This is a genomic window from Clostridium mobile (genome assembly GCF_018918285.1).
GTDB lineage: Bacteria > Bacillota > Clostridia > Clostridiales > Clostridiaceae > Clostridium_AW > Clostridium_AW mobile.
This window is the reverse complement of the sequence record NZ_JAHLQF010000005.1, coordinates 54,145-67,765: the sequence shown is the minus strand read 5'-3', so window position 1 is coordinate 67,765 and position 13,621 is coordinate 54,145. Positions and strand designations below refer to the sequence as shown.

The following is a 13,621-nucleotide window of genomic DNA, read 5'->3' as shown; positions in this document are numbered from 1 at the left end:
ATTTTCAGAAAATTAAAATATTGGTATAATAAACTCTAATCTTATATCAGAAAAACTAATGATTTTCTTTAGAGTTCACATAGTAAAATTATAGTGTAAGGATTTTATCCAGCAAGTTAGTTAATTAACAAACAATTAAGGGGGTGAAAAAATGTCTGAAGTTAAAACTTCCGTTTCAAGAAGACCTAAAAAGAAAAAGATTAATCAAATACCATTTGGTGTAGCTTTATTTATCGCAATTATTGGAGTAGGTTTTTTCATGGGAAATAACAATCCAAGAGCATCTCTTATGTGGATATTTGGTGTAGCAGCAGGATTTACGCTTCAAAGGTCTAGATTTTGCTTTACTGCGTCCTTAAGAGATCCAGTACTCACAGGAGGGACATCCCTTACTAAGGCGGTTATTATTACTATAGCTACTGCTAGTGTAGGATTTATATCTATTCAATATGGGGCTTATGTTAAAGGAAATCCTATACCAGGGAATATATCACCAGTGGGAGTGCACATAGCTATTGGAGCTATAATGTTTGGTATAGGTGCAGTAATAGCTGGAGGATGTGCTTCTGGAACTTTGATGAGAGTCGGGGAAGGCTTTTTAATGCAAATGCTTGCCTTTATATTCTTTATTATAGGTTCCTTATGGGGAGCAAAGGATTTCGGTTGGTGGGCAGAAAAGTTTATGCCTGAAAAGGGGGTATTCCTGCCTGATGTATTAGGGTGGGCACCTGCGGTAGCTTTTCAGTGTATAGCATTATTAGGATTATACATTTTAGCTGAGTGGTTTGGTAATAAAAAATCTCAAGAAAATTAATTTATTTATTAAATATTTTTAAGGAGGAATTTGTTATGTCAGAAAAAAGATTAGATTGTTTAGGAGAGGCTTGTCCAGTACCTCTAATTAAAACTCAAAAGAAGATGGAAACTATGAAGGTAGGAGAAGCGTTAATAGTTGATATAGATCATAGTTGTGCAATGAAAAACATACCAGAATGGGCTAGAAAAGAAGGTCATAATGTAGAAATTGAAGAAGTAGATGATGGTCAATGGGAAATATTTATTGAAAAAACTAAGTAATTCCTAGAAGTTTCAATAGGAGGATATAAAATGGAAATTAAAAATAATCCATACTATAAAAAGCTTCTTAAAGATCCTTGGACTTATGTAACTGGAGGAGTAATACTAGGACTGCTTAACATAGGTATGTTTGCAGCTACAGGAAAAGCTTGGGGAGTTACTACTCCTTTATCTTACTGGGGAGCATGGATTTATAAATTCTTTGGTGGACATCCTGAAAATTGGTATTACTTTCAACAAAAGTCTCATGCCGCAGCATTAAGTGGTGGATTTATAAATGATATGCATTCTCTATCTAATGTAGGCATAATTGTGGGAGCTTTTTTAGCAACCTTATTAGCGTCTCAATTTAAGATTAAAAAAATTAAATCTATGAAGCAAGTAATAGCAGCTATCCTTGGAGGACTACTTATGGGATATGGTGCAAGAATATCCTTTGGCTGTAACATAGGAGCTTTATTTAGTGGAATAGCTTCCATGTCTCTACATGGCTGGATGTATTGGATATTCATATTTATAGGTGCTTGGATTGGAAGTAAGCTTTTAGTTAAATATTTTATGTAATGATATTGTTCATATTTCGTAAATCAAGGTGGCCTTCAATAGAGCCACCTTATGATTTAGGTTGAGAATAAAAAATAAGTATAAATTAGAACCTTTTTTAATTTTTAAAGAAGGTGAAAGGTAGGGAGAACTATGGAAAAAAAGCATGAATATTATGACGTAGTTATAATAGGAGGAGGTGCCGCTGGGTTAACCTCCGCTATATATTGTGGTAGAGCACAGCTTAAAACCTTATTAATTGAAAAATCTCTTGTGGGTGGACTTGCTACCTATACCAGTGAAATAGCTAATTATCCTGGTTTCCCAGAGGATATTTCAGGTACAGAACTTATGGGTTTATTCCATAAACAAGCTAAAAAATTCGGAGTAAATTTTAAGCTTACAGACGTTAGAAGTGTTAATTTAGAAGGAAAAGACAAGTTAGTGGAAACCTTTAGGACAGTATACCATGCTAAAACCGTAGTTATATCTACCGGTGGTAAGCCAAGACTTACAAAAGCATTAAATGAAGAAAATTTCCTATATGATAAGGGTATTTCCTTCTGTGCTACTTGTGATGCTGCATATTATACTGGGAAAACTGTTATGATTATAGGTAGTGGAGATGCAGCAATTGAAGAAGGCATGTTTTTAACAAAATTTGCAGACAAGGTAATAGTATCAGTTATTCATGATGAAGGAATTATGGATGCCAATAAGATAGCTCAAGCACAGGCTCTAAAAAATCCTAAGATGGAATTTATATGGAATACAATGGTGCATTCTTTTGAGGGAGAAGAGAGATTAAATAAGGTAGTACTTAAAAATGTTAAGACTGGAGAACTTATAGACACAAGGGTAGATGGATGCTTTTTATTTATCGGATATTTGCCTAATACAGAAATATTCAAGGGACAAATTGACTTAACCCCTCAAGGTTTTATTAAGACCAATGAAAATATGGAAACTAATGTAGAGGGAGTATTTGCAACGGGAGATGTAAGAGATAAGTTTTTAAAACAAGTATCTACAGCTGTTGGCGACGGAGCTATAGCAGGAGTTGGTGTGGAAAAATATATTGCAGAGTCAGAGATATTTGAAGAAGAAATAATGCAAAAGAATAAATTAGGACTAATTTACCTATGGTCTCCTATTGATGAGGAAAGTAGAGAGTTATTGAAGATTATTGAAGAAGTGGAGTCAGAAATGGCAGCTACCCTTCAAGTGAATAAGATAGACGTATACAAAAATTCAAGCTTAGCTTCTAGGTTGGGAAATGTAGAAGCACCGGGCTTAATCTTCACAAAAGAAGGAGAAGTAGTCTTAAGAGAGAAAAACATAACAAAGGAGAATATCGTTAGGATATTAAGTGAACTATCAAAAAAATAAAGAGGTTTGTCCAGTAACTCCTTATAAAATGGCAATATCCATTTCGGGTATTGCCATATGTTTTATTATATATTAATAGATCTTAAGAAGGTGTAAACTATTTATGATGCGGTCCTCGTAGCGCTTCTAAGTGAGGCCTTTCTTTTAATTGTAAATATTATAACTGCTATAGAAATTATTAATATGGCGGTAGTTATAATCCCTGCCTCTAGTCCATATATTCCACCATTAATTAAGCTTTTAGATTCATTGCCAGTAAAAATCAAAATTGATGTGTTTACTTTTCTACCACTAACACTAATTCCACAGAATACTTCTAATATATAATTCCATGAACTATGTATAGCACCTATGATCCATATATTCATTTCTTTTACCATAAATAAAGAAACAAATATAGAAAATAACATTGTATTAACAAAACCAATTGTCCCAAATTGAACACCACTTGCAAACAATTGTGGTAAATGTGGAAATGTAAAAACTAATGAACTAATGAGAACTGCCCAAAACATTGATGTTTTTTTAGAAAGCGAGGTCATTAGATAACCTCTGCACATTACTTCTTCAGCCATACCTTGAATAATATAACCAAATAAAAATAAAATTACTGATAATAAATTTATATCATTATTTATACCACTAAAAGTTAAAGCTCTAGCAGAAATTGGAATAAGTAGTACTGGTAATATAAGAATAATACCTATTATAGCCCCTTTTAAATAGCTGATAATAAAGCCTTTTTTAATGAAGCCCATTGATTGCATAGATCTCTTTTCAATAAATTTGCAGTATATAATAGTGCCAATAATGAAGAATATAAATCCCAAAAGCCGCATAGTTGGTACTAAAATATTATCTGGCATAACATCACTAAAAATATTAATACCAATACATTTAAAAACTATAATTATGAATATCTCTGCAATAATTCCCGATACCATGTAAATCCCTATAAACCCCAGTATGGATTTTATGATACCTACCATTGAATTTTTGTTTTTCATAAATGACGACTTAATTTGTGATATACTCATCTTTTTTCTCCTTACTATTTATTGTAGTAAGATGAATCTTGATTATGTGGGAAATCCATTTGAAATAAAATATATTATCATAATTATAGCGTCAATCAAAAATATCATACCAAAAATTTTGGTAAGTAAAAGAATAATTTCATATGCACCTTTTTTCGGTGTATGCAATTTAGCTTCAGATATATCTGAAACTTTGGAGATAACCTCTGAAGAGCATGTACCTTTTACTAACCCATCTAGTGATATATTAAAGAATTCGCTTATTAATATTAATTTATCCATTTCAGGAGTTGTTTCACCTAATTCCCACTTTGATATTGTTTGTCTTGATACATTTAACTGACTGCCTAATTCATCTTGAGACAATCCTTTTTCTTTTCTCAAAGACAATAGCTTTTTATTAAAATTCATCTCATTCCCTCCGTTTTATTGTACTATTTAACAACTGCTACCTCTACCAACTACCATTGGAAATCTGTCAACCAAGCTTAACATTATCGCAATTAAATAATATATTGCTTATGATAGGATTCTACGCATAATAACTTTAATATAATATAGGTTCCAATCTATATTCGTATGATGTTAGAACATCTTTTAATATTTGGAGCCCTTTTTTTAGCTCATCTGAACTTCTAGGAGCACTTACAGATATTCGAATAGCATTATGATGAGCATCAGCACCTATTGAAAATCTTTTTGACGAAAAAACTTGAATTCCTGATTCCAGACAAAGACGTTCGATAGCAGTATCACTCCACTCGTTTGGGAGGATCAAATATCTAAATAATGATGTATTAGAAGGTAATACGTTATATTCATTTAATATAGTATCCAGTAGTTCATTTCTTTCTTTAAGTATTTTCAATTTTGCATCTACAATTTCATTATACTTTGATGTGGTCTGTAAAAGTGATACTAATTCAGATGTAAAAGGTGAAGGCATCCAAGTTAAGTTGTGTAGGCAGTGTTGCAATTGCTTTGTATGATTTGGAGATGATACGATATATGAAATTCTGAAGGTGGGGTTTAATGCTTTTGATGTTCCGTGAATATAAATACTATTATTTGGGATTAATGAACTCATTGGTTTTAGCTTTTTTTCTAGAGAAAAACTAAAAGTTCCATCCTCAATTAGTAATAAATTATATTTGGTAATTATTTCACCTATTATTCGTCTTTTTTCTTCACTTAATGTTATAGATGTTGGATTATGACAATCGGGAATCAAATAAACCCCTTTTGCATTTTCTCTTTTACAGGTTTTCTTTAATTCTTCAATGTCAATTCCAAAGTGATCTCCTTTAACAGGAATCAATATAATACCTAAAAGCTTTGCCAGACTTTTTAACCCTGTATATGTAAATTCATCTACTATAATTCGATCCCCTTTATTGAACAAACTTATTAGTATTACCGCCAGAGCATTTTGTGACCCAGAAGTGATGATGATATCATCAGGAGTACTATTAATCTTATATTGTTCTAGCCATTTTGAAGCGATATATCGATGTTTAATATGTCCTTCTGGTGATGAATATTTAAGGGTAATATCATAATCAAAAGAATTAAAAATCTCACTTATATTAGTTTCAATCAATTTATTAACTTCATATAGAGGGAGGGCCATACCCATTTCAATAATATTGTTATCTTTATAATCAGATAATAAATTTACAGGTACACCCGCCGTACTACTCACAAAGGTTCCTTTACCAATTACACCTTTTATTAATCCTCTCTCTTGGCAAAGTTTATAGGCTCTAGTTACTGTACTATGATTAATACCTAAATAGTTAGCAATAATACGTTGAGGAGGAAGCTTAAAACCGCTCTTCAATTTTCCATCTTTAATGTCTTTTTCAATGCTTTGGGCTATTAATATATAGATGGGCTTATCTGGTTCTTCTAACCTAGGAACCCATGTAATTTCATTACCATAATAATTGATCATACATTTACCCCCATATTGTATTCCATACAATTGCGTGATTGTATTAATTATATTGTAATTATATACTAAAATTGTAACAAAATGAAGGGGGATAATATGATGAGTACATGCTATAAAAGTGCGATACTTGAAAAGATTAGAAATCATGATTTTGCAGAAGATTTAAATTTAGCCCATGAAATGGCAGTTGACTATGCTAACAAAGTTGATGATATGAGGGTCTATCCAGATCAAGAAGCAATTGATAATCTAAAAGCCTTCGATGAAGAATTAAATGACCAACCTCAAAGTACTATAAACATTTTAAATCAACTTAATACTTATGGATCTCCAGCAACTGTTGCGCAAACTGGTAGAAGATATTTTGGATTTGTTAACGGAGGAATTCTTCCAGCGGCATTATCAACTAAATGGCTCACCGATACTTGGGATCAAAATCCGGCAATGTATGTACTTTCTCCAGTGACATCTAAGATAGAAGAGGTTACAGAAAAATGGCTAAAAGATCTATTAGGACTTCCAAATGAAACAGTTGCTGGTTTTGTAAGTGGAAGTTCCACTGCAACAATAATAGGATTAACTACTGGCAGAAATTTTTTATTAAAGAATTTAGGTTATGATGCTATAAAAAATGGATTAATTGACGCTCCTAAGATTAAAATTGTTATAGGGGAAGGAGCTCATTCTACAGTTTATAAAGCGCTTTCAATCATTGGGCTTGGAAATGATACACTTATTAAGGTGCCTGCTGATGAACAACAGAGAATAAGAGTTGATAAGATGCCAGAATTAGATAATAAAACCTTACTAATTTTACAGGCTGGCAATGTTAATTCAGGTGCATTTGATAATTTTAGCGCAATTTGTAAGAAGGCAAATGAAGCAGGTGCTTGGGTTCACATAGATGGAGCCTTTGGACTTTGGGCAGCTGCCAATGAAAAGTTTAACCATATTACTAAAGATGTTCAATTAGCGGATTCATGGTCAGTTGATGCTCATAAAACATTAAGTGCACCATATGATAATGGCATTATTCTATGCAAACACAAAGAAATGCTTATCAATTCTATGCATATGACAGGATCCTATATAATATTCAGTGATAATAGAGATGGCATGCTATATACAGCAGAAATGTCTAGAAGAGCAAGAGCAATTGATCTATGGGCAACGTTAAAAGGATTAGGTAAAAATGGAGTTTCTGAACTAGTTTGGGAACTTCATCAGAAGGCAACTTATTTCGCTGAATTGCTTCAAGAGGGTGGACTAGATATAATAAATGAAGTTGTCTTCAATCAAGTATTAGTAAGATTTAAATCAGATGAAGAAACCGAATTGCTAATAAAAGCTGTTCAGGAATCTGGAGTTTGCTGGCTTGGTGGAGCAAAAGCTAATGGTAAGTCAGTAATGAGAATTAGTGTAAGTTCTTATAAGACAACCTATGAGGATATCGAAATTTCAGCAAAAGAAATATTAAGACTTGTAAACAAAATTGGATAAGTCACATTTAGCTAAATATGTTATGTATTTTTTAATTTTAAGGAAATTATAGAGCTTCAACTTTTTTTATTTGGGTTATGATGGGACGTAAGAGCCTTATCATAACCCGAATAAGTTTAATAATATCAAGGTTAAGGATTAGTTTACATTTTTGAATATTTTAAAATTGTAACACCACTATCTACCGCATACTCTTTTAGATGTAGTTTTATTGTAGGATTATTTTCTAAAAATAAAGATCTTCCTTTTCCTAATATCGTAGGAATTATTCCAATTATATATTCATCAATAATATCAGCCTTAATAAAGTTATTTACAAGTCCTCCGCCACCAAATAGAAATATATCCTTGCCATCCTTCTCTTGTTCTTTTTGGATTACCTTACATATATCTCCGCTAATAAATTGGAGATTGTCGTGATTTTGAATTTTTTGTGATGTTGCTACATATACCTTTTTATTTTTAAAATCATTATGCATATTTTGCGCATAACAATTTTTACCCATAACTACTACATCTATTCCTTCTAGAAATTTATCAAAATCGAATTTGTTTTTAGTATTTAATGTGTCGTCTCCATCTCCAACTATCCAATCAAAGCCACCATCTTCTGATGCTATATATCCATCAAGACTTATTGCTAAATTTAAAATTATCTTTCTTTTCATATTAAATTCCTCCTTATTATCTAAAATATTATTTTAGTCTTAGCATAAGTTATAATTATTATTGTTTGATACTTAATTAATTATAGTCTATAATAGTTGACATCTTATGTCATATAATAGGAGGAAAGTTATGAGGGCAGACAGATTAATTTCTATAATAATGTTGTTACAAATACATAAAAAATTAACTGCTTCTGAACTATCAAAAAAACTTGAGGTTTCTGCAAGAACTATTTACAGAGATATTGATACCCTTAGTGGCATTGGAGTACCCGTAGTTGCTGATAAAGGTATAAATGGTGGGGTAAGGCTTCTAGGAGACTATAAAACTTCCATTACAGGAATAAATAAAAATGAACTTTTCTCTTTATTCATTCCTACTGGTGATAAAATTTTAGAGGATTTAGGCGTTGAAAATCTTAAGAATTCTACAATACTTAAAATTTTAGGAAACTCTTCACCTAATCAAGTAAAAGAATTTGAAAACATTCAAAATTATATCTATATAGATATGTATACTTGGAATGAGACTAATACTAGTGTAAATACAGAAATTCTTTCTGTATTGCAAAATGCTATATGGAACTCAAAATTATTAAAGATATTATATAGAAAAATAAATGAAATAAAAGAAGTAGTGTTAAATCCACTTGGTTTAGTTTGCAAACGAGGGATTTGGTATTTAGTTGCAGTAAATAATGAAATTATTAAAGCATATAAAGTAACTTCTATTGAATCTGCTTTATTAATGGATGATACGTTTATTAGACCGTATGATTTCAACTTAAAAAGTTACTGGAGAAATTCTACTAGTAATTTTAAAAGTTTAATTCCTAAACATACTTTTACATTTAAAGTTAGCCCCTATATCTTAAATCATATAAAGGAAAGACAATTCATAACTATAAGTGAAACTACAGTTAAAGAAAATGAAATTTATCTTAATATAGAATTCGATGCTATATGGCAAGGTATAGAATTTGCTTTTGGATACGGTAAGGACATTGAAATTATTGAACCTATTGACGCTATCTCTGAAATTAAGAAAAAAGCATTGGAAGTGATTGATTTATATTAAAAATATTCTATAAATAAGCCATTATAAAAAATACATATTAACTTAGTATAGATTTCTTATAATGGCTTAGTATATACTTGAAATTTTAATATAACTCATAAGGAGTTATTATCTCCCATGAAAATTAAGTGAAAATCCATGTTATTTATGATAAGGTTCACCTTTCATAATTCTATATGCTCTATATATTTGCTCTAATAGCATTACTTTAAATAGTTGATGTGGGAAGGTCATTTTTGAAAAGCAAAGCTTGTAGTTTGCTCTATTTAAAACTTGAGAGGATAGTCCTAAAGAGCCACCTATAACAAAAGTCAGGTTGCTTTCGCCTTTAACTCCAAGTTCATTTATGAAGTTGGAAAAAGATATGGAAGTAAGTTCTTTTCCATTCAAATCTAAAGCTATTACGAACATATTGTCCTTTATATTTTTTAATATTAGATCGCCTTCTTTTTCCTTTATTTGAAGTTCTTCTTTTTCAGAAGCATTATCTGGAGTTTTTTCATCAGGAAGTTCTATCATATCTAATTTACAGTACCTACCTAGTCGTTTTGAGTATTCTCCTATGGCATCTTTTAAATATTTTTCCTTAATTTTGCCCACAGAGATAATAGTTATATTCATAATTTATCACCTAATTTTTATAAAATTAATTTAAAAAGGGCTGCATAAATGTCAGCCCAATATATTATTTACTTATAATATTTAATTATTATTTATTTCCACAACATTTTTTGTATTTTTTACCGCTGCCACAAGAGCAAGGGTCATTTCTTCCTATTTTGTTAGTGTTTACTATAGTTTTTGTGTCTTTCCACTGATTACGTATTTCCTTTCTTTTTTCTATAGAAAAGATGGCTTCCCATTGTGGAAGTTCATATAAATAATCAGCCTTTGCATCTAACATATTAAAATATAATTTCTCAAAGTCAATGTTTAAATTAACTTCTGAGTTTTCATCCATTACATCTAGGTCTAATGAGTTTTTAAGGCTATCATTTATTCCATCAAGAAAACCCATGAAGAAAATTGCAGGAGTATTATACTTGTCAGCTAATTCTTTTAAAACTCCAACAACTTGGCCATTATGTTCAGCTAAAATTTGAGTATAAATGCTTTTTTCAATAGCTCCATATTCTTTCCAAAAAGCTGCTTCTCCTTTTGTTCTGACATAATCTACAACCATATCTGTCCATTGCTTATATAAACTCATATACACTTCTCCTTTAGTAAAAGTTTTTAATTTACAATATTATAATAAAAAATTATTTTAAATTCAATAAATAATTTTCTATTTTAGTTTTTATTTTAGCTTTGCATTATCCATATCAGCTCTTCCAAGAGGATTAGATAAGTTATAATTTCCACCTAAGGTGTCTATATCCTCGTTCTCTACTAAAAATTTTACTTTTTCTATAGAGGGTATTGTAGTTAATGACCAAATAATACTTCTTAAAGACGCCTCTTCTTTGGTCAATGACATATTAGTAATAGCTTCTTTGCTTAAATTAACATAAGCTATTTGATCGTTTATAGAAAAAGATATTAATCTAGTTTCCTTTGGTAAAATTGGTTTTAGTTTACTATTAACGGTTGGACCTTTAATAAGTTCAAACATAATAACTTCACCAAGGAGCTCATCATTTTTTATTAGTCTTTCCTCCACGGCTATTTCTGGTTTTTTATTATTTTTTGACGCATCAAAATATAGATGCAGTTCTACTGTATCGTCTTTATCATTAGTAAGGTTTAGTTTTTCGATTTTCTCCTTATTTTGTGTACTAAGCTTATCCTTTTTTTCACAGGAGATTAATGCAGTTGACGAAACAACTAAAGTAGAACATAGAATAATACTGATAATACCCTTCATACTATTCACCTTTCTTTAAAATTCGATATAGTCACTAGGCATATCTCTTTTAGCCATGAAAATTTTTATATCTTTATCTAATACTACATCATTTTCTAAGAGTATGTTTATTACAGTTTGATATGCTAATTCTGGATAATTGTTGGTTTTACTTAAATGCCCTAACATTACTTTTTTTTCTTTACTTCCTAATATTTTAAGTAGGGCTTTTCCACAATCTTCGTTGGATAAATGGCCTATACTGCTTAAAATTCTCCTTTTTAAGGGATAAGGGTATGGACCAAATTTTAACATTTCTACATCATGATTGCTTTCTAACAATATTGCATCAGCATCTTTTAAAATATTTTCTACTTCTGATGAAAAATGACCTAAATCTGTGGCTAAACAAAATTTCTTACCTTTATGATGTACGGCATACCCCTGTGGATAGGCCGCATCATGAGGTATTTTATAACTCATTATTTCCATATCTTTAATTGTAATACTATTACTATCAATGAATTTAATATTATCTTCTTTAATTTTTCCTATATTGCACATCATTGCTTCCCAAGTATGGGGATGGGTGTATATAGGAATATCATATTTTCTTGAAAGAACTCCAACCCCTTTAGTATGGTCAGAATGTTCATGCGTGACTAAGATAGCATCTATTTCTTGGGGGGACTCCCCTATTGAGCATAGAGCCTTTTCTATGCTTTTTCCTGGAAGTCCAGCATCTATTAGTATTTTGCCTTTTTCAGAAGACACAAAAATACTATTTCCACTGCTTCCACTATATAATGAACAAAAATGCATAATATTCTCCACCTTATTTAACAGTAACTCTTTTTATATCAGCACCTAAGGCATTAAATTTATTTTCGATATGTGGATATCCTCTATCTATATGATCGATATCTAATACCTCAGTAGTTCCTTCTGCAATTAAACCTGCTATTATCATAGCAGCTCCTGCCCTTAAATCTGTAGCTTTAACTGTAGCGCCAGTAAGTCTATCTACACCGTCAATAATTGCAGTTCTACCTTCCACCTTAATATTAGCACCCATTTTTTCTAATTCATCTACATGTTTAAATCTACTTTCCCATATGCTCTCATTAATGAGACTTCTGCCTTCAGATATACATAGAAGAGTACTCATTGGTTGTTGAACATCTGTTGGGAAGCCAGGATAAGGTAAGGTTTTTACGTTTACAGCTTTTAAATTTTTATTGGATTTAACGGTAACGGAATCACCATTTTCCAATATTTCTACGCCCATTTCTTCGAGTTTTGCAGTAATGGATTCTAAATGTTTTGGTATGACATTGTTTATTGTGACTTTACCACCACAGGCAGCAGTGGCAATCATATATGTGCCTGCTTCAATTTGATCTGGAATTACACTGTAGGAACATCCTTTTAATTCCTTCACACCTGTTATTCTTATTATATCGGTACCTGCACCTTTTATGTTAGCACCCATCGAATTTAAGAAATTAGCCACATCTACCACATGAGGTTCTTTTGCAGCATTTTCTAAAACAGTAGTGCCTTCAGCTAAAGTAGCAGCTAGCATAACATTAATTGTAGCACCGACACTTACTACGTCGAAAAAAATATTTGTACCTATGAGCCTTTCTGCTTCAACATAAACTGAGCCGTGTTCAATAGCAACCTTAGCTCCTAAAGCTTCAAATCCTTTAATATGTTGATCTATTGGTCTTACACCTATAGAACAACCACCGGGCATTTCAACTCTAGCTTTTTTAAATCTTCCTAATAATGCACCTATTAAATAGTAAGATGCTCTCATTTTCCTAACATCTTCTGTATTAGCATTATAGCTATGTAAACATGAACTATCAATAGTTGCAGAGTTATTAGAAATCTTAACTTTGCAACCAAGGTTTTCTATTATTCTTTCTATACAATGAACATCATCAATATCTGGAATATTATCTATAATACAAAGTCCTGAAACGGCCATTATCGCTGCTGGAAGTATTGCCACAGCAGCGTTCTTCGCTCCACTAATATCTATTTTACCATTTAGGGGTTTACCACCATTTATAACTAATTTTTCCATTCCCCGCATCCATCCTTATCTATAAATTTATTAATCTATCTATATATTGAACTTACATGCGTAAACTTATACTCATTTTACTACAAAGTATATTATATCATAATTCCATATTATTTTAACACTAAAATTAAAAATGTGAATAGCTAAAAGAGAAATATATCAAAAAGTCCAAAGGTAATTTTATCCTTTGGACTTTTTGATATATTTTTAATTTTAATCTTTTTTAAAGCTAGAACAATCGGTGCATTTAATAGTGGTTGCTACAGGTTCATGTTTTGAAACTTTAATTTGATCTAAAGTACAATAATCATCTTCTTTATAATGAAATTTGCACTCATTAACTGTACATGCTATACTATTATTATGTTTCATATTTAAAGTCCCTCCCATAGAATGTTAGTTTAATCAAACTATTATTATTATTTCTTTGTGTA

General features: G+C 31.0%; 16 protein-coding genes. 6 read left to right on the top strand and 10 right to left on the bottom strand.

Annotated elements, in window-relative coordinates; translation table 11 throughout:
• Nucleotides 1–151: 151 nt before the first annotated feature.
• The 4 genes from KQI86_RS18560 (at nucleotide 152) to KQI86_RS18545 (ending at nucleotide 3,009) form a co-directional block, all read left to right on the top strand.
• Nucleotides 152–814, top strand: a complete 663-nt coding sequence (locus KQI86_RS18560; RefSeq protein ID WP_216440919.1) for a YeeE/YedE thiosulfate transporter family protein — start codon at nucleotides 152–154, stop codon at nucleotides 812–814.
• A gap of 35 nt (nucleotides 815–849) precedes the next feature.
• Nucleotides 850–1,077, top strand: coding sequence for a sulfurtransferase TusA family protein (locus KQI86_RS18555; RefSeq protein ID WP_216440918.1), 228 nt, complete (start codon nucleotides 850–852; stop codon nucleotides 1,075–1,077).
• Between the two features lie 30 nt (nucleotides 1,078–1,107).
• On the top strand, nucleotides 1,108–1,641 hold the full coding sequence (locus KQI86_RS18550) for a YeeE/YedE thiosulfate transporter family protein (protein WP_216440917.1): 534 nt from the start codon (nucleotides 1,108–1,110) through the stop codon (nucleotides 1,639–1,641).
• A gap of 132 nt (nucleotides 1,642–1,773) precedes the next feature.
• Nucleotides 1,774–3,009, top strand: coding sequence for an FAD-dependent oxidoreductase (locus KQI86_RS18545; protein WP_216440916.1), 1,236 nt, complete (start codon nucleotides 1,774–1,776; stop codon nucleotides 3,007–3,009).
• A gap of 101 nt (nucleotides 3,010–3,110) precedes the next feature.
• Here the strand turns inward: KQI86_RS18545 and KQI86_RS18540 are convergent, their stop codons facing one another.
• From KQI86_RS18540 to KQI86_RS18530, 3 genes are all read right to left on the bottom strand, one after another.
• Nucleotides 3,111–4,016: a CPBP family intramembrane glutamic endopeptidase gene (locus KQI86_RS18540; protein WP_216440915.1), complete on the bottom strand. Its 906-nt coding sequence runs from the start codon at nucleotides 4,014–4,016 to the stop codon at nucleotides 3,111–3,113.
• A 72-nt stretch (nucleotides 4,017–4,088) separates the two neighbouring features.
• Nucleotides 4,089–4,457, bottom strand: coding sequence for a helix-turn-helix domain-containing protein (locus KQI86_RS18535; protein WP_216440914.1), 369 nt, complete (start codon nucleotides 4,455–4,457; stop codon nucleotides 4,089–4,091).
• 136 nt (nucleotides 4,458–4,593) lie between these two features.
• Entirely contained in the window at nucleotides 4,594–6,000 is a 1,407-nt protein-coding gene (locus tag KQI86_RS18530; RefSeq protein ID WP_216440913.1) for an aminotransferase-like domain-containing protein, read from the bottom strand.
• Nucleotides 6,001–6,099: 99 nt separating this feature from the next.
• Here KQI86_RS18530 and KQI86_RS18525 point away from each other — a divergent pair, with 99 nt between their 5' ends.
• Nucleotides 6,100–7,500 (top strand): pyridoxal phosphate-dependent decarboxylase family protein, encoded by a 1,401-nt coding sequence (locus KQI86_RS18525; RefSeq protein ID WP_246582897.1) that lies wholly within the window; start codon nucleotides 6,100–6,102, stop codon nucleotides 7,498–7,500.
• Between the two features lie 143 nt (nucleotides 7,501–7,643).
• Here the strand turns inward: KQI86_RS18525 and KQI86_RS18520 are convergent, their stop codons facing one another.
• Nucleotides 7,644–8,168: a dihydrofolate reductase family protein gene (locus tag KQI86_RS18520; protein ID WP_216440911.1), complete on the bottom strand. Its 525-nt coding sequence runs from the start codon at nucleotides 8,166–8,168 to the stop codon at nucleotides 7,644–7,646.
• 130 nt (nucleotides 8,169–8,298) lie between these two features.
• Here KQI86_RS18520 and KQI86_RS18515 point away from each other — a divergent pair, with 130 nt between their 5' ends.
• Nucleotides 8,299–9,246 carry a helix-turn-helix transcriptional regulator gene (locus KQI86_RS18515; protein WP_216440910.1) on the top strand — a complete coding sequence of 316 codons (948 nt, stop codon included), beginning with the start codon at nucleotides 8,299–8,301 and terminating at the stop codon, nucleotides 9,244–9,246.
• A 141-nt stretch (nucleotides 9,247–9,387) separates the two neighbouring features.
• Here KQI86_RS18515 and rlmH read toward each other — a convergent pair whose 3' ends face one another.
• From rlmH to KQI86_RS18485, 6 genes are all read right to left on the bottom strand, one after another.
• A complete protein-coding gene (gene rlmH, locus KQI86_RS18510; RefSeq protein ID WP_216440909.1) occupies nucleotides 9,388–9,867 on the bottom strand; it encodes a 23S rRNA (pseudouridine(1915)-N(3))-methyltransferase RlmH in 480 nt (159 codons plus the stop codon).
• Nucleotides 9,868–9,955: 88 nt separating this feature from the next.
• On the bottom strand, nucleotides 9,956–10,456 hold the full coding sequence (locus tag KQI86_RS18505; protein WP_216440908.1) for an SEC-C metal-binding domain-containing protein: 501 nt from the start codon (nucleotides 10,454–10,456) through the stop codon (nucleotides 9,956–9,958).
• A gap of 90 nt (nucleotides 10,457–10,546) precedes the next feature.
• A complete protein-coding gene (locus tag KQI86_RS18500) occupies nucleotides 10,547–11,113 on the bottom strand; it encodes a GerMN domain-containing protein (protein ID WP_216441015.1) in 567 nt (188 codons plus the stop codon).
• 15 nt (nucleotides 11,114–11,128) lie between these two features.
• A complete protein-coding gene (locus KQI86_RS18495) occupies nucleotides 11,129–11,914 on the bottom strand; it encodes an MBL fold metallo-hydrolase (RefSeq protein ID WP_216440907.1) in 786 nt (261 codons plus the stop codon).
• A 13-nt stretch (nucleotides 11,915–11,927) separates the two neighbouring features.
• A complete protein-coding gene (locus KQI86_RS18490) occupies nucleotides 11,928–13,187 on the bottom strand; it encodes a UDP-N-acetylglucosamine 1-carboxyvinyltransferase (protein ID WP_216440906.1) in 1,260 nt (419 codons plus the stop codon).
• 213 nt (nucleotides 13,188–13,400) lie between these two features.
• A complete protein-coding gene (locus tag KQI86_RS18485) occupies nucleotides 13,401–13,559 on the bottom strand; it encodes a DUF1540 domain-containing protein (RefSeq protein WP_216440905.1) in 159 nt (52 codons plus the stop codon).
• Nucleotides 13,560–13,621 lie beyond the last annotated feature (62 nt).

Excerpts from the sequence above, each read along its gene's own strand:
- KQI86_RS18520 (WP_216440911.1), bottom strand. The coding sequence starts at position 8,168 with ATGAAAAGAAAGATAATTTTAAATTTAGCAATAAGTCTTGATGGATAT.
- KQI86_RS18525 (WP_246582897.1), top strand. The coding sequence starts at position 6,100 with ATGAGTACATGCTATAAAAGTGCGATACTTGAAAAGATTAGAAATCAT.
- KQI86_RS18485 (WP_216440905.1), bottom strand. The coding sequence starts at position 13,559 with ATGAAACATAATAATAGTATAGCATGTACAGTTAATGAGTGCAAATTT.
- KQI86_RS18555 (WP_216440918.1), top strand. The coding sequence starts at position 850 with ATGTCAGAAAAAAGATTAGATTGTTTAGGAGAGGCTTGTCCAGTACCT.
- KQI86_RS18515 (WP_216440910.1), top strand. The coding sequence starts at position 8,299 with ATGAGGGCAGACAGATTAATTTCTATAATAATGTTGTTACAAATACAT.
- KQI86_RS18560 (WP_216440919.1), top strand. The coding sequence starts at position 152 with ATGTCTGAAGTTAAAACTTCCGTTTCAAGAAGACCTAAAAAGAAAAAG.
- KQI86_RS18530 (WP_216440913.1), bottom strand. The coding sequence starts at position 6,000 with ATGATCAATTATTATGGTAATGAAATTACATGGGTTCCTAGGTTAGAA.
- KQI86_RS18505 (WP_216440908.1), bottom strand. The coding sequence starts at position 10,456 with ATGAGTTTATATAAGCAATGGACAGATATGGTTGTAGATTATGTCAGA.
- KQI86_RS18490 (WP_216440906.1), bottom strand. The coding sequence starts at position 13,187 with ATGGAAAAATTAGTTATAAATGGTGGTAAACCCCTAAATGGTAAAATA.
- KQI86_RS18550 (WP_216440917.1), top strand. The coding sequence starts at position 1,108 with ATGGAAATTAAAAATAATCCATACTATAAAAAGCTTCTTAAAGATCCT.
- rlmH (WP_216440909.1), bottom strand. The coding sequence starts at position 9,867 with ATGAATATAACTATTATCTCTGTGGGCAAAATTAAGGAAAAATATTTA.
- KQI86_RS18545 (WP_216440916.1), top strand. The coding sequence starts at position 1,774 with ATGGAAAAAAAGCATGAATATTATGACGTAGTTATAATAGGAGGAGGT.
- KQI86_RS18540 (WP_216440915.1), bottom strand. The coding sequence starts at position 4,016 with ATGAAAAACAAAAATTCAATGGTAGGTATCATAAAATCCATACTGGGG.
- KQI86_RS18500 (WP_216441015.1), bottom strand. The coding sequence starts at position 11,113 with ATGAAGGGTATTATCAGTATTATTCTATGTTCTACTTTAGTTGTTTCG.
- KQI86_RS18535 (WP_216440914.1), bottom strand. The coding sequence starts at position 4,457 with ATGAATTTTAATAAAAAGCTATTGTCTTTGAGAAAAGAAAAAGGATTG.
- KQI86_RS18495 (WP_216440907.1), bottom strand. The coding sequence starts at position 11,914 with ATGCATTTTTGTTCATTATATAGTGGAAGCAGTGGAAATAGTATTTTT.